At 75.2% G+C, this 14,004-nt stretch carries 13 protein-coding genes; 5 read left to right on the top strand and 8 right to left on the bottom strand.

What is annotated here, in order from left to right; translation table 11 throughout:
* Positions 1 to 25 precede the first annotated feature (25 nt).
* From EAD96_RS20155 to EAD96_RS20165, 3 genes are all read left to right on the top strand, one after another.
* On the top strand, positions 26 to 1,657 hold the full coding sequence (locus EAD96_RS20155; protein ID WP_121685409.1) for an ATP-dependent DNA helicase RecQ: 1,632 nt from the start codon (positions 26 to 28) through the stop codon (positions 1,655 to 1,657).
* 63 nt (positions 1,658 to 1,720) lie between these two features.
* Positions 1,721 to 2,224 carry a hypothetical protein gene (locus tag EAD96_RS20160; protein WP_121685410.1) on the top strand — a complete coding sequence of 168 codons (504 nt, stop codon included), beginning with the start codon at positions 1,721 to 1,723 and terminating at the stop codon, positions 2,222 to 2,224.
* Positions 2,225 to 2,347: 123 nt separating this feature from the next.
* Positions 2,348 to 3,391 (top strand): helix-turn-helix domain-containing protein, encoded by a 1,044-nt coding sequence (locus EAD96_RS20165; protein ID WP_121685411.1) that lies wholly within the window; start codon positions 2,348 to 2,350, stop codon positions 3,389 to 3,391.
* A 176-nt stretch (positions 3,392 to 3,567) separates the two neighbouring features.
* On the opposite strand, the gene EAD96_RS20170 is transcribed toward EAD96_RS20165, so the two are convergent.
* The 8 genes from EAD96_RS20170 to EAD96_RS20205 are packed head-to-tail and all read right to left on the bottom strand — an operon-like array spanning position 3,568 to position 12,198.
* Complete coding sequence (locus tag EAD96_RS20170) at positions 3,568 to 4,557, bottom strand: DNA topoisomerase IB (RefSeq protein WP_121685412.1); 990 nt, start codon at positions 4,555 to 4,557, stop codon at positions 3,568 to 3,570.
* A complete protein-coding gene (locus tag EAD96_RS20175; protein ID WP_121685413.1) occupies positions 4,541 to 5,500 on the bottom strand; it encodes a glycosyltransferase family 9 protein in 960 nt (319 codons plus the stop codon). Before EAD96_RS20175 ends, EAD96_RS20170 begins: the two co-directional genes overlap by 17 nt.
* A complete protein-coding gene (locus EAD96_RS20180; RefSeq protein WP_121685414.1) occupies positions 5,497 to 6,198 on the bottom strand; it encodes an SDR family oxidoreductase in 702 nt (233 codons plus the stop codon). The genes EAD96_RS20175 and EAD96_RS20180 overlap by 4 nt, the downstream gene beginning before the upstream one ends.
* 55 nt (positions 6,199 to 6,253) lie before the next feature.
* On the bottom strand, positions 6,254 to 7,744 hold the full coding sequence (locus tag EAD96_RS20185) for a PfkB family carbohydrate kinase (protein WP_121685415.1): 1,491 nt from the start codon (positions 7,742 to 7,744) through the stop codon (positions 6,254 to 6,256).
* Positions 7,741 to 8,448 carry an SIS domain-containing protein gene (locus EAD96_RS20190; protein ID WP_121685416.1) on the bottom strand — a complete coding sequence of 236 codons (708 nt, stop codon included), beginning with the start codon at positions 8,446 to 8,448 and terminating at the stop codon, positions 7,741 to 7,743. The genes EAD96_RS20185 and EAD96_RS20190 overlap by 4 nt, the downstream gene beginning before the upstream one ends.
* Positions 8,448 to 9,665 (bottom strand): glycosyltransferase, encoded by a 1,218-nt coding sequence (locus EAD96_RS20195; RefSeq protein WP_121685417.1) that lies wholly within the window; start codon positions 9,663 to 9,665, stop codon positions 8,448 to 8,450. Before EAD96_RS20195 ends, EAD96_RS20190 begins: the two co-directional genes overlap by 1 nt.
* Positions 9,650 to 10,624, bottom strand: coding sequence for a glycosyltransferase (locus EAD96_RS20200; RefSeq protein WP_121685418.1), 975 nt, complete (start codon positions 10,622 to 10,624; stop codon positions 9,650 to 9,652). The genes EAD96_RS20195 and EAD96_RS20200 overlap by 16 nt, the downstream gene beginning before the upstream one ends.
* The gene (locus tag EAD96_RS20205; RefSeq protein ID WP_233586093.1) at positions 10,621 to 12,198 is read right to left on the bottom strand and encodes an HAD-IIIA family hydrolase; all 1,578 of its coding nucleotides are present in this window, start codon (positions 12,196 to 12,198) and stop codon (positions 10,621 to 10,623) included. The genes EAD96_RS20200 and EAD96_RS20205 overlap by 4 nt, the downstream gene beginning before the upstream one ends.
* 270 nt (positions 12,199 to 12,468) lie before the next feature.
* Between EAD96_RS20205 and EAD96_RS20210 the strand changes: the two genes are divergently transcribed.
* Complete coding sequence (locus tag EAD96_RS20210) at positions 12,469 to 12,915, top strand: SRPBCC family protein (RefSeq protein WP_120573857.1); 447 nt, start codon at positions 12,469 to 12,471, stop codon at positions 12,913 to 12,915.
* A gap of 90 nt (positions 12,916 to 13,005) precedes the next feature.
* A complete protein-coding gene (locus EAD96_RS20215) occupies positions 13,006 to 13,773 on the top strand; it encodes a polyprenol monophosphomannose synthase (protein WP_121685420.1) in 768 nt (255 codons plus the stop codon).
* Positions 13,774 to 14,004 lie beyond the last annotated feature (231 nt).

Below are 14,004 nucleotides of genomic sequence, written 5' to 3' on the forward strand. Positions count from 1 at the left end.
TCACCGGGGGTAGCTGAGGCGCTTGATGAAACTGACCACGCACTCCTCCAGCCTGCGCCGGGCGGCGCGGAACCTGTTCGGCTGGACCGCGCTGCGGCCCAACCAGCTCGCCGCCATGCGCGCCGTGATGAAGCGCCGCGACGCCCTGGTGGTGCTGCCCACCGGCGCCGGCAAGTCGGCGATCTACCAGATCCCGGCCAGCCTGATCCCCGGCCCGACGGTGGTGATCTCCCCGCTGCTCGCGTTGCAGCAGGACCAGATCGCCGCGCTCAACGAACGGCAGCGCCCGGAGCTGCGCGCGGTGCGGATCAGCTCGGACGAGAGCGCCGCCCAGCAGGCCGAGGCGATCGAGGACATCCGCGCCGGGCGCGCGGAGTTCCTGTTCATCACGCCGGAGGCGCTGAGCAACCCGGACCGGCTCGCCGAGGTCCGCGAACTGAAGCCGGCGCTGGTGGCGATCGACGAGGCGCACTGCATCTCGGCGTGGGGCCACGACTTCCGGCCGGACTACCTGGCGCTCGGTCACCTGATCGACGGTCTGGGCCGGCCACCCGTGGTGGCGCTCACCGCGACCGCCTCCCCGCCGGTACGCGACGACATCATCGCCCGGCTGCGGCTGCGCGAGCCGGAGGTGGTGGTCTCCGGGCTGGACCGGCCGAACCTCTTCCTGGAGGTGGCCCACTGCCCGACCGAGGACTACCGGTGGCGTCGGCTGATCGCGCTGCTGAGCGACGACGAGCGGCCCGGCATCATCTACGTGCCGACCCGCCGGGCGGCCGAGGAGCTGGCCGAGCGGCTCACCGGCGCCGGTTACCCGGCCGACTTCTACCACGGCGGCATGCCCACCGCGGCCCGGCACGAGCTGCACGAGGCGTTCCTGGCCGACCGGGTGCCGATCATGGTGGCCACGTCGGCGTTCGGCATGGGCATCGACAAGCCGAACATCGCCTGGGTGGTGCACATGGCGCTGCCCGACTCGCCGGACAGCTACTTCCAGGAGATCGGCCGGGCCGGACGCGACGGCTCGCCGGCCCGGGTGCTGCTGCTGTGGCGCGCCGAGGACGTCGGCCTCCAGCGCTACTTCAGCGGTGGGCTGCCGGACGAAAAGGAACTGACCGAGCTCGCCGCGGTGCTGCGCGGCAAGGCCCGCAACCGCAAGGAGCTGCGCGAGCTGACCGGCCTCGGCCCGCGCAAGCTGGGGCAGTACCTGTCCCTGCTGGAGCAGATCGGGGCCGCCGAGCCACGCGCCAAGCAGCGCATCGGCGCACCCCGGTACGCGCCGGCGGCCGCCGAGTCCGGCCGCGCCGCGCTGGCCGAGGCGGAACGGCAGCAGACCGTGACCCGGTCGCGTACCGACATGATGCGCGCGTTCGCCGAGACCACCGGCTGCCGGGGCCAGGCCCTGCTGGCGTACTTCGGTGAGCAGATGAACGAGGTCTGCGGGCACTGCGACAACTGCCACGCCGGCACCAGTGTCGCGGGTGACGGCGCGGTCGGGCCGTTCCCGGTGCACAGCCAGGTCCGCCACCCGGAGTGGGGCGCCGGCCTGGTGCTCAGCTACGAGGAGGACCGGATGACCGTGCTCTTCGACGAGGTGGGCTACAAGACGCTGTCCGTGCGCGTGGTGTCCGAACAGGGCCTGCTGGAGCTGGACTAACCTGACCCGGGCGCCGCGGGGGCGCCCGTCGACAACGACGACCACGGCGAAAGGGGCCTGATCGTGATCGAGCAGCCGGCGTACACCCGGTTCGGCGTCTCCGACGAGGAGTGGGGACTGCTTGTGGGGCTGCCGCAGTCGGTGCTCACCGCGGCGGCCGCCGCCGAGTCCGACGGCACCCGCCGCACCATGGCCGAGAACGCCGCCGGGCTGGAGACCATCGCCGCCGGCCGGGAGTCGGCCAGCCCGCTGGTCGCCGCCGTGGCCGGTGAGGTCGTCGACCGGGTGGGCGACCCGGAGACCGGCGCGGAACTGCCGGTGCTCACGCCGCAGGACCCGAAGGCGATGATCGAGGACGTGCTGGCCCGGGCCGGGCAGGCGTCCGCGCTGCTCGCCGCACGGGTGGACGAGGGTCAGGCCGGGGCGTACCGGCACTGGCTGGTGGACATCGCCGAGCAGGTGGTGGGCGCGGCCTCCACCGGCGGCATCCTGGGCCTCGGCGGCGACGCGGTGACCGATTCCGAGCGCCGGTTCCGCGACCGGCTGTCCCAGGTGCTGAACGACTGAACGGACTCCTAACAGAACGTGCGCAGATCCGTCAATGACGGACGTCACGGCCCCACGGGTGTCGCTTTTCGGCCCCGTGGGGCGTCCTGTTTGTGCAGGGAGTGACGAACACGGGAGTCGTTGATGGACGGGAAGCTGCACCGGCAGGTCCTCGACACGCGGGCGCTGCCGCCTCGGGAGCGCTTCGGCATATGGCTGGACACGATGGCGAGCACCCCGACGCCGCTGCGGGTGTACAGCGCGCACGCCGACGACTTCGTGGCGCGGGCCGAGTTCATCGACCTGGGCCCCATGCAGCTCATCCGCCACCACTACCCGTCGGTGGACTGCGTGCGCACCGCGAAACTGATCCAGCGCTCCGACCCCGACTACTACATGCTCGCGCTGACGCTCAGCGGCACCAGCCAGGCCGACCAGGCGGGGCAGCGCGCCCGGTGCCGCCCCGGCGACCTCACCTTCTACGACTGCTCCCGGCCGCACGAACTCAGTCACCACGCCGACCCCGCCGGACCCGAGTTCGCCCGCTCGATCGCGGCCCTGGTGCCGTACGACGCGCTGCCGTTGCCGCCCCGCCGGCTCGCTCCCCTGTTCGCCGGCCGGATGTCCGGCTCCGAGGGCATCGGCGGGCTGGTCGCCGACTTCCTCACCCGGATCACCGCGAACCCCGAGCAGTACCACGCGGCCGACGCGGAGCGGCTCGGCGCCGTCGGTCTCGACCTGATCGCCACGCTGCTCGGCCGCAATCTCGTCTCCGAGGACGAGATGCCCACCGAGGTCCGGCGCCGGGCACTCCAGGCCCAGGTACGCGCGTACGTGCGCCAGCACCTCGGCGACGCCACGCTCGATCCGCGCGCGGTCGCCGACGCGCACCACATCTCGGTGCGTTCGCTGCACCGGCTCTTCGAGGACGAGGAGACCACGGTGGCCGCGTACATCCGGGACGAGCGGCTGGCCCGGTGCCGCCGCGACCTCGCCGACCCGGCGCTGAGCGACCGCCCGATCCAGGTCGTCGCCTCCCGCTGGGGCTTCCGGGACAAGGCGCACTTCAGCCGCGTCTTCCGGGCGGCGCAGGGCGAGACACCTCAGGAGTACCGGACCCGTCACCTGGAACCGGCACGGATCGTCAACAGCACGGCATCCACCGTCAACCTGTCCCGTACATACTGAAACCCGGGCCCGTGCCGTTCGTGGCGGGCCCACGGATATCGGGGGGCCGGGCGCGGCGCCCGCGGCGGTCCCGGCCGCGGGCGGCCCCGCCCGGTGTGGCCTCCCGGGACCGCACCGGCGGCCGAGATTTCCGGCCCCGTCGCGCTTCCCCCCAGGACCGGCGGGGCCGGTCGGCGTCAGCCGGCCTCCTCCTCCAGCAGCGCCAGCACCGACTTCTCCACCGCCTCGCGCGGCATCTCCGGCTGCACCGGCGCCAGCACCCCGTCGTGGTAGAGGTCGACCACGCGCGGGTCCACGTACGAGGTCCGGGCCACCGTCGGGGTGTTGCCGAGCAGGTCGGCCACCGAACGCATCACCGCCGCCACGGCGCGCTTGCGGGCGGTCGCGGAGCGCTGCGGACCCACAGTGGCCAGTTCGGCGGCGGCCAGCACCGTCGCGTGCCAGGTGCGGAAGTCCTTCGCCGTCATCTCGCCGCCGCTGGCGTCGCGCAGGTAGTCGTTCACCTCGTCGCTGCGCACGTCGCGCCAGGCCCGGCCGTCCCAGTAGCCGAACAGCCGCTCCTGGGCGCGCCGGCGGCGGCGCAGGTTGAGCAGCACCCGGCACAGCTCGGCGTCCTCGATCCGGCGGACCTGGTCGATGCCGCCCTTGGCCGGGAACTCGAACACCACGCAGCCGCCCCGGGAGCGGGCGTGCTCGGGACGCAGCGTGGACACCCCGAACGTGGGGTCGTCGCCGGTGGCGTACTGGTCGCTGCCGACCCGGAACGCGCCCATGTCGAGCAGCCGGGCGACGGTGGCCAGCACCCGCTCCCGGCGCAGTCCGCGCAGCGACAGGTCGTGGGTGACCCGGTCGCGCAGCGCGGGCAGCCGGTGGGCCACCTCCAGCACGTGGTCGAACTTGGCCTCGTCGCGCTTGCGCCGCCAGTGCGGGTGGTAGAGGTACTGCTTGCGGCCCGCCGCGTCGATGCCGGTGGCCTGGATGTGGCCGTTCGGGTACGGCGAGATCCACACGTCGCGCCAGGCGGGCGGGATCACCAGCTCGCGCAGCCGGGCCAGTTCCCCGGCGTCGCGCACCGGCTCGCCGGTCGGGTCGAGGAACAGCCAGCCCTTGCCACGCCGCCGGCGCGCGTACCCCGGCCGGCCCGGATCGCTACGCCGCAACCGCACCGGAGACCCGTTCCACGTCGGCCACCGCAGCCACCACCTCGTCGATCCCGATGGCATTCAATGTCGGGTGGGTTCCTACCCGGCCCGACCCGGTCGAATCCCGGTTGACGGTGGTGTGCTCGATCGCACCCAGCGCCCGGTGCCGGGGCCGGTCCGGCGGTGGGCCCCAGTGCGCGGCCGGCACCGGCCCGAACAGCACCACCGACGCGGTGCCGTAGCCGGTGGCGAGGTGGGCCACGCCGGTGTCGCCGCTGACCACCAGCCGCGCGCCCGCCACGAGCGCGGCCAGCTCGGCCAGTCCGGTCCGGCCGGCCAGCACCGCCTCCGGCGGCAGCCCGGCGTCGCGGGCGACCCGCTCGGCCAGCGCCCGCTCGTCCGGCGAGCCGGTGACCGCCACCCGGTGCCCGCGCGCGGCCAGCTCCCGGGCCAGCCGGGCGAACCGGTCCGCCGGCCAGCGCTTCGCCGGGATCTTGCCGCCCGGGTGCAGCAGCGTCACCCCGGCCGGTACGCCGGTCACCGCCGGACGCCGCAGCGCCAGGTCCGCCGGGTCGGCCGGCAGCCCGTACGCGTGCAGCAGCCGGCACCAGCGGCGGACCTCGTGCTCGTCGTCGTCCCAGGCCGGGCCGTCCGGGTGGCCGGCGTCCGGGTTGCGGTGGGCGAGCAGCCGGCCGGGGCGGACGGCGGCCAGCGCCCGGTGCGACAGCGGTCCGCGGCCGTGCAGGTTGACCGCCACCTCGGGCGGCGGGCCGGTCCAGGCGATCCGGTCCGGCCCGGTGGTGGGCAGCACCCGGTCGACCGCCCCGGTCAGCTCCGCCAGCGGCGCCAGCCAGGCCGGGGCGGCGAGCACCAGCTCCCGGCCCGGCAGGCCGGCGCGCAGGCCGCGCAGCGCCGGCACGGCGGTGGCCAGATCGCCGACCCCGAGCGCCCGCAGCACCAGGATCACGGGTACGAGGACTCCTGCGCGGCGCAGACCACCATCTCGCGTACCGCGCAGCCGGCCGGCTGGGACAGCGCGAACATGACCGCGGCGGCGGTGTCGGCCGGCTCGTTGAGCACCGCGTCCGGGCCGGGGCGGTACTGCTCGTCCCGCTCGTCGAAGAACGCGGTCCGCATCCCGCCGGGGATCAGCAGCGTCACGCCGACCGCGCCGGCCAGTTCGGCGGCGAGCGCGCGGGTGAAGCCGACCACCCCGAACTTCGCCGCGCAGTACGCGGTCGCGTCGCCGACCGCCTTCACCCCGAGCGTCGAGGCCACGGTGACGATGCTGCCCCGCGACGCCTCCAGCCACGGCAGCGCGGCCCGGATCACCGCGGCGGTGGCGAGCAGGTCCACCGTGACGATCCGCTCCCAGGTCTCCGCCGGGATGTCGGCCAGCTTCCCGGGTACGTCCATCCCGGCGGCGGTGACCACGGCGTCCAGCCCGCCGGAGCGTTCCGCGAGGTCGCGGGTGGCGGCCTCGGCGGCGCGGGTGTCGGCCAGGTCGCACTCGACCCAGGGCACCCCGTCGGCGGGACGCTGCCGGTCCAGCACCAGCGGGCGCCCGCCGGCGCGGGCCACCGCGGCGACCACCGCCGCGCCGAGCCCGCTGGAGCCGCCGGTGACCAGGACGGTCGGCCCGGCTCCGGGCGCGCCGGCGCTCACGCCGCCACCGTCGCACCGGCGGGCGCGACCGCGCCGGGTCGGATGCGTCGCTCGTTCATCGTGCTCCCTTCGCCGTGGACCGGACCTGCGCGGCGGTCTCGGCCGGGTCGACCGGCACGGCCGGCCAGCCGCCGCTGCCCCGCCCGGCCCGCGCCGCCGCGATCATGTCGGTGGTCGAGCGCCCGTCGAGGTACGGCACGACCACCGTGTGACCGCCCCAGCGGGCCAGGATCTCCGTCTCGGGCAGCGTCTCCGGGCCGCCGCCGCTGGCGTAGTCGCCGCCCTTGACCCAGATGTCCGGGCGCAGCCAGGACAGCGCCGCCTCCGGGGTCGGCTCGTCGAAGATCAGCACCGCGTCGACGCAGCCGAGCGCGGCGAGCAGCCGTCCCCGGTCGCCCTGCGGCACGACCGGACGCTCCGGACCCTTCAGCCCGGCCACGCTGGCGTCGGAGTTGAGGCAGACCACCAGGCAGTCCCCGAGTTGCCGGGCCGCCTGGAGAGTCGCGACGTGCCCGGCGTGCAGCAGGTCGAAGCAGCCGCCGGTGGCCACCACCGTGCCGCCGGCCGCGCGTACCCGGGCCACCACCTCGCCGGCCGCCCCGGCGCCGATCCGGTCCCCGCCGCCGGTGACCACCGCCGGGGCCACCGCGCGCACCGGCGCGGGCAGCGCGGCTGCGACGCCGCCGCCGGCCACGTACGCCGACGCCTCGGCGACCGCCTCCTGCACCGCCTCGGACACCAGCGCGCCCCGGGCCAGCGCCAGCGTCGCGGTGGACGCGAACCGGTCACCGGCCCCGCAGGTGTCCCCCTCGGCGGGCGGCGCCGGCACCACCAGGGGCGTGGACCCGGAGTGGCTGAGCAGCGCGCCATCCCCGCCGAGCGTCACCGCCACCGCGCGCGCCTGCCAGCGGCGGCGCAACGCGTGCGCGCTGCGGGACGCGACGGCCAGGCGGGACCCGCCCGGGGGCGTCTTGGCCAGCTCGCGGGCCTCCGGCTCGTTCGGGGTGGCCAGGTGCACCCCGGGTACGGCGGCCGGCCCGCGCGGATGCGGATCCCAGACCACCGGCGCCCGGGTGGCGGCCAGCGCGGCGCGCAGCGCCGGATGCCCCGCCACGCCCCGGCCGTAGTCGCTGACCAGCACGGCGGACGCGTCGGCGAGCAGCCGCAGCACGGCGTCGCTCGGCTGACCCGGCGCGCCGGCGGTCCCGCCCCGGTCGTGGCGCAGCAGCACCCGGCCGCGCACCCGCAGCCGGATCTTCTCCGGGGTGGCGCCGGCCAGCGGCAGCGCGTACAACCGGACCCCGGCGGCGGCGAGCAGCGTGCCCAGCCGCGCCCCGCCCGCGTCGTCGGCGACGGCGGTGACCAGCGCGACCTCGGCGCCCTGCGCGGCGGCGAAGACGGCGGCCAGCCCGGCGCCGCCGGGCCGGTCGACGGATACGGTCTCGTCCAGCACCGGCACCGGGGAGTCCGGGCAGAGCCGGTTCACCAGACCTTCGACGTCGCGGTCCAGCAGCGTGTCACCGAGCACCACCACCGGTCCCCTCATGCCGGGCCTCCCCGGCCGGCCGGCGCCGTCGGGTCCGGCTCGGTGAGGTCCGGCTCGGTGAGGACGACCTCGACACCGGCGCGAACCGGCCCGGCCGCCGGCCGGGCGGCGAGCGCTGCGGGCAGCGCGAGTTCGACGTACTCGCAGAGCACGTGCGAGGCCACCAGATGCAGTTCCTGCACCACCTGCCCGTCCGGCGAGTCGATCGCCAGGTGCTCGTGGCAGAGGTCGGCGAGGGGGTTGGGTGCGGGTCCGGTGAAGGCCCAGCAGCGTAGTCCGGTCTGGTGGGCGGCGTGGGCGGCGGTGAGGAGGTTGGTGCTGGTGCCGCTGGTGGACAGGAGTAGGAGGATGTCGTGGGGTCGGCCGTGGGCGCGTACCTGCCGGGCGAAGGTTTCGTCGTATCCGTAGTCGTTGGCGATGGCGGTGAGGGCGCTGGTTTCGGCGTGCAGTGCGATGGCGGACAGTGGTTGGCGGTCGTGGCGGAGTTTGCCGACGAGTTCGGCGGTGAGGTGCTGGGCCTCGGCGGCGCTGCCGCCGTTGCCCGCCACCAGCAGCCGGCCACCGGCGGCCAGCCGCTGCGCGAGTTCCGCACCCCAGCGGGCCAGCATCCGTTCCGCCTCCCGCAGCGGCAGCAGCGCGGCGGCCAGCAGGCTCAGGTGGTCCTCCAGCACCGTCGCGCCGGCGGCCGGCGTCCCGGCCGTCATCAGGCGACCACCCGGGTCGGGCGGCGCACGGTGGCCACCTCGCCGTACAGCTCGGTGAGGCGGTCGGCAGTGGTGGCCCAGGAGTAGCGGGTGCGGGCCCGCTCCAGTGCGGAGGTGGCGTAGGCGAAGCGGCGGATCCGGTCGCCGAGCAGGCCCCGGATCGCCGCGCCGAGGGCCGCCGGCTCCCGGGGCGGCACCAGGTCACCTGTGCGTCCGGCCACCACCGTGTCGATCAGCCCGCCGACCGCCGTCGCGACCACCGGTACGCCGCAGGCCATCGCCTCCAGCGGGGTGAGCCCGAACGGCTCGTACCAGGGGGCGGCGACGAGCACGTCGGCCGACCGGTACCAGCGACCCATCTCCTCCCGGGGGACCGCGCCGACCAGCCGCACCCGGTCGGCGACGCCGAGGGAGTGGGCCAGCGCGCGCAGGCGCAACGCGTACGGGTCGGTCTCCAGCAGCCCGGCCGGCGGCCCGCCGACCACCACGCACTCGGCGTCCGGCACCTCGGCGACGGCCCGGATGACGTCCTGGAAGCCCTTGCGCTCGACCAGCCGGCCGACGGTGAGGATGCGGGCCCGGCCGCCGTCGCGGTCGGCGACCGGGCCGAGCGGGGAGAACGTCGTCAGGTTCACCCCCGACGGCACGACTGTCATCCGGGACCGGGGCACGCCCATCCGGACCAGTTCGGCGACCTCGTCCTGGCACTGGGCGACCACCCGGTCCACCGAGCGGCCCAGCTTCCGCTCGTGCTCGACCCGGCCCGGTGGGCTGGTGTCCTGCACGCCCTGGTGGCGGCGCTTCACGGTGCCGAGCGCGTGGTACGTCTGCACCACCGGCACGCCGGCGCGGCGGGCCGCGGCGAGACCCGCCAGCCCGCTCATCCAGAAGTGCGCGTGCACCACCTCGGGCTGCCAGTCGCCGGTGCGCCACCGGTCGGCCAGCCACTGCCCGAACGCCGGCATGTACGGCAGCAGGTCGTCCTTGGCCACCGGTTCGGCCGGCCCGGCCGGTACGTGCACCACCTCGTACCCGTCCGGGGTGCGGACGCTCACCGGCAGGTCCACCGCGTCGAGGCGGGTGTAGACGCGCACGTCGTGACCGGCGGCTGCGAGCGCGGCGGAGAGCTCCGCGACATGCGTGTTCTGGCCACCGGCGTCCTCCCCGCCGAGGACGGCGAGCGGGCTGGCATGCTCCGAGATCATCGCGATGCGCATACTTCCTCCTCCAGCAGCCGGTCCCAGTCGGCGAGGAATCGCTCCAGGCCGTAGCGGTCCCGGGCGGCGGCCCGGGCCACGGCGCCCGCCCGGCGGGCGGACTCCCTGTCGTCCAGCAGGCCACGGGCGGCGTCGACGAGCGTGTCGACGCGGGTGGACAGCGCGCCCGCGGCCGGCGGCACCGCCTCCACCGCCTCGGTGGTGGCCAGTGCCACCACGGGCATGCCCATGGTCATGGCCTCGATGAGGCTGAGGCCGAGTGAGGTCCAGCGGCACAGGTGCAGGTACGCGCGCCGTTTGGCGAGTTCGGCGTGCATGGCGTGCTGGGGTACGTCGTCGTGGCTGGTCAGCCGGTCCTCCGGGAGGCCGAGGTGGGCGGCGAGCCCGTCCACCTTCATCCCGTAGACGTCCAGCGGCGCCAGCGCGGCGAACCGGGCGAGCAGGTCGGTGCCGGTGACCCGCCAGCGGCGTACCGGCTCGTTGATCACCACGGCGAGGCGGTCGAGTTCGCCGGTCCACTCGACGGCGGGCGGTACGACGCCGTGGTCGACCACTGTGGTCCTGGTGCCGCCGTTGTCCCAGAACAGTTCGTTGAACGCGGTGACGTGGGTGAGCAGCAGGTCGTCGCGGTCGGCCATCGGGTGCCGGGTGTTGGGCACGTCGCCCTTGGGCGTGTTGTGCTCGACGTAGATCGCCGGCACGTCGCGGCCCGGCCGGCGGCCGAGCCACTCCGCGGCCAGGTCGATCTCCTCCGGGCGCTGCAGGATCACCAAATCCACGTCGGTGTCGCGCAGCTCCTCGGGAGTGACCTCCACGGCGCTGTCCGGCCACGGGTAGGTGCGCGCCCGGCCGAGGCCGTACGGGCCGCGATCCGGGGTGACCGGCACCAGGTAGCGGTGCTTGCCGTGCACGAAGGACGTCGTCCAGGAGCCGTGCACGTGCCACAGCAGGATGTTCATCCGGCCACCCCGCCCGCCACCGGCGCCGGTACGCGCAGCAGCCGCAACGCCTCCAGCACCCGTCCCGGCTCGACCGCCGACAGGCACGGGTGCCCGGGGACCGGGCAGACCGTGGCGCGGGTGTCCCGGCACGCGGCGCCCGCGTCACCGAGACGGACCGTCGGCACCCGGTACGGTCCCCACTGTCCGAACGGCACAGTGGGTGCGAACAGGCTCACCACCGGCACGCCGAGCGCGGCGGCCAGGTGCGCCGGGCCGGTGTTGCCGACCACCAGCGCGCCGGCCCCGGCGATCACCGCGGCCAGGTCGTCCAGCCCGGTCCGCCCGCCCAGGTCGACGCCGCCCGCCGCGGCGACGCGTGCGGTCAGGTCCCGCTCGTCCGGCCCGCCGGTGACCACGACCCGGTGACCGGCGGCGCCGAGCACCCGGACCACGCGGGTGGCCAGCTCCTCCGGGCAGGCGCGGGTCTCCACCGAGGATCCGGGGTGCAGGACCACGTAGCCGGGCGCCCCGGCGTCGGCCGCGGGCGGCGGAAGCCGGTCGGTGCGGATGCGCAGCGCCGGTTCGTCGTGGTCGGGCAGCGCGAAGCCGGCGGCGGCGGCGAGGGACAGGGCGCGTTCGGGTTCGGGTACGCCGGCCGGGACGCGGTGGCGGACGTCGAGCAGGCTGCCGGGGTAGTCGTCGCTGATGGCGCTGATCCGGGGTACGCCGGCCAGGCGTAGCAGCAGGGCCAGGGGCAGGGCGGACTGGTGGAAGGAGGTGAACACGACCGCCTCGTCGGCGCGTACCGCCGCCAGCCGGTCGGTCAGCGCGCGCACCGCGTCGGGGTCGAGGGGCGGGGCGGGCGCGTCGATCCACGGCAACGGCGCCTCGATGATCTCGTCGACGCCCGGCAGCAGCTCGGCGGCGGCCCGGCCGCGCGGCCCGCACAGCAGCACCACGCGCTCCGCGCCGGCCGCGACCGCCCGGATACCCGGACCGGTCACCAGCACGTCGCCCGCCGCGTCGCTGCGCACCACCAGCACGGTTCCCCGGCGCGACCGGTGCGCGGGCCGCGGCGCCGCCGTCAGGCGCATCCGGGCCAGCACGATGCCCACCGCGTCCGGCAGGTCGGCGGCGACTGTGGGCGCGGCAGCCACCTCGGCGGCCCGGGTGGCCGGCGTGGGCACCATGATCGCGGCGGCGCCCGCAGCGGCGGCGGCTGCCGTGTCCGCGCCGATGTCCCCGATCAGCACGCACCGGGTCGGCGTGGTCCCGAGCGCGGCGGCGGCTTCGTGTACGAGGCCGGGCGCGGGCTTGCGGCAGGCGCACCCGTCGGCCTCCGCGTGCGGGCAGATCGCCCAGTGGTCGAAGGGCCCGAGCAGCTCCTCCACCCGGGCGTTGACCAGGCGCAGGTCGTGCGCCGTGAAGCAGCCCCGGGCCAGGCCGGACTGGTTCGTCACCACGGCCAGCCGCAACCCGGCCGCGCGCAACCGGTCCAGCGCCTCCCGGGCGCCGGGCACCGGCCGTACCTTCTCCGGGTCGCCGTTGTACGGCACGTCCTCCACCAGCGTGCCGTCGCGGTCCAGCAGCACCGCGTCGTACAGGCCGGACGGGAACCGGTCAGAACCCGGGTCAACCCGGGCTGACCTGCACTGATCCCGCTCCTGGTCCCGTCGCACGGGCGGCGGGTTCCCGACGCCCCGAGGAGTAAACGTCAACGTCGGCGCCTGGCCGCCCCGCCGGTGCCGCACAGCCGGGTGCATGCCTGCCACGACCGGCCCGTGTCCGGCGATACCCGCCGCCCCGGAGAAGCTAACCCGGATCGCCGTTAGCGACGGCCCGCGCCGGGGTACCGCTCGATGATGGCGGTTGTGGAGAAGGTGATCGACGCGCCCCCGGAGCAGGTCTTCGAGGTGCTCGCGGACGGGTGGACGTACAGCGACTGGGTGGTGGGCACCGCGCACGTGCGGGACGTGGACGACACGTGGCCGCGCGTCGGCAGCAACCTGCACCATCGGGCCGGGCCCTGGCCGTTCTCGCTGCAGGACAAGTCGACGGTGCTGGAGTGCCAGGCGCCGCACCGGCTCGTGCTGCGCGCCGGGCTGTGGCCGGCCGGGGAGGCGATCGTGGCGTTCGCCCTGGAGCCGCTGCAGGACGGCCGGACCCGGGTGACGATCGGCGAGGACTTCGCCGCCGGGCCACTGCGATGGGTCCGGACCAAACTCAACGACCTGGTGCTGCACCTGCGCAACCGGGAGACGCTGGCTCGGCTGTCCGACATCGCGACACGGCAGAAGCCGGAGCGGTGATCGATCGGTGGCGGGGCGTCTGTGCGGCTGCCGCGCGAGGGACTGGCTACCCTCTCAGGTGAACCTGTCGGCTGACCGAGGATGTCCGTGATGATCGAACCCGTGCAGTTACCCTCCCCGTGGGGGGATGCGCGCCTGACCGTCGTCGTTCCGACCTACAACGAGGCGGGCAACCTCCCGGTGCTGGTCGAGCGCCTCCTCGCGCTGCCGCTGCCGGGGCTGAAGGTGCTGGTCGCCGACGACAACTCCCCGGACGGTACCGGCGAGGTCGCCGACAAGCTGGCCATCGAGCACCCGGACCGGGTGACGGTGCTGCACCGCCCGGGCAAGGAGGGTCTCGGCCGGGCGTACGTGGACGGCATCGGCCGGGCGCTCGACGACGGCGCGGACTTCGTCGCGCAGATGGACGCCGACCTGTCGCACCCGCCGGAGGCGCTGCCCGGCATGCTCGGCGCGCTGCTGTCCACCCAGGCTTCGGTGGTCATCGGTTCGCGTTACGTGCCCGGCGGCGAGCTGGACGAGAACTGGCCGCTGTACCGGCGCGCGCTCAGCGGCTGGGCGAACCTGTACGTGCACACGCTGCTGCGGGTACGCATCCGCGACCTGACCGCCGGCTTCAAGATCTGGCGGTCCGACGCGCTGCGCGCGATCGGGCTGGACCGGGTGCAGTCCAACGGCTACAGCTTCCAGGTGGAGATGCACTACCTCGCCACCAAGCTGGGTCACACGATCCTCGAGGTGCCGATCCGCTTCGAGGAGCGCCGCGACGGCGACTCGAAGATGACCACCGCCACGAAGATCGAGAGCGCGCTGATGCCGTTCAAGCTGCGCAGCCGGCACCGCAACCTCGACACCTGAACGCTCCCGCAGCTCCACCGCGCCCTCACGCCGCGTCATCGTCACCGCGCGTGAGGGCGCGGTCGTCCCGTCACTTCCCCCGTCGGCCCCTTTGCTCTGCAGCCATCGGCGCAGCACGGCCCTGAGCAGGGGCGAACCTCACGGCACCGTTCCGCCCGACTCCCGGCGCGGGCACGGTGCGTGACCGATGCGTATGCGGCTGCAGAGCAAAGGCGGCGTTGCAGTCCTACC

Origin of the sequence: Micromonospora sp. BL1 (genome assembly GCF_003667485.1) — a bacterium.
Taxonomy (GTDB): Bacteria; Actinomycetota; Actinomycetes; order Mycobacteriales; family Micromonosporaceae; genus Micromonospora; species Micromonospora tulbaghiae.

Bases quoted from the DNA above. Each gene is read 5' to 3' on its own strand.
- EAD96_RS20210 (WP_120573857.1), top strand. From the start codon at position 12,469: ATGGCGGTTGTGGAGAAGGTGATCGACGCGCCCCCGGAGCAGGTCTTC.
- EAD96_RS20215 (WP_121685420.1), top strand. From the start codon at position 13,006: ATGATCGAACCCGTGCAGTTACCCTCCCCGTGGGGGGATGCGCGCCTG.
- EAD96_RS20195 (WP_121685417.1), bottom strand. From the start codon at position 9,665: ATGCGCATCGCGATGATCTCGGAGCATGCCAGCCCGCTCGCCGTCCTC.
- EAD96_RS20185 (WP_121685415.1), bottom strand. From the start codon at position 7,744: ATGAGGGGACCGGTGGTGGTGCTCGGTGACACGCTGCTGGACCGCGAC.
- EAD96_RS20165 (WP_121685411.1), top strand. From the start codon at position 2,348: ATGGACGGGAAGCTGCACCGGCAGGTCCTCGACACGCGGGCGCTGCCG.
- EAD96_RS20190 (WP_121685416.1), bottom strand. From the start codon at position 8,448: ATGACGGCCGGGACGCCGGCCGCCGGCGCGACGGTGCTGGAGGACCAC.
- EAD96_RS20155 (WP_121685409.1), top strand. From the start codon at position 26: ATGAAACTGACCACGCACTCCTCCAGCCTGCGCCGGGCGGCGCGGAAC.
- EAD96_RS20200 (WP_121685418.1), bottom strand. From the start codon at position 10,624: ATGAACATCCTGCTGTGGCACGTGCACGGCTCCTGGACGACGTCCTTC.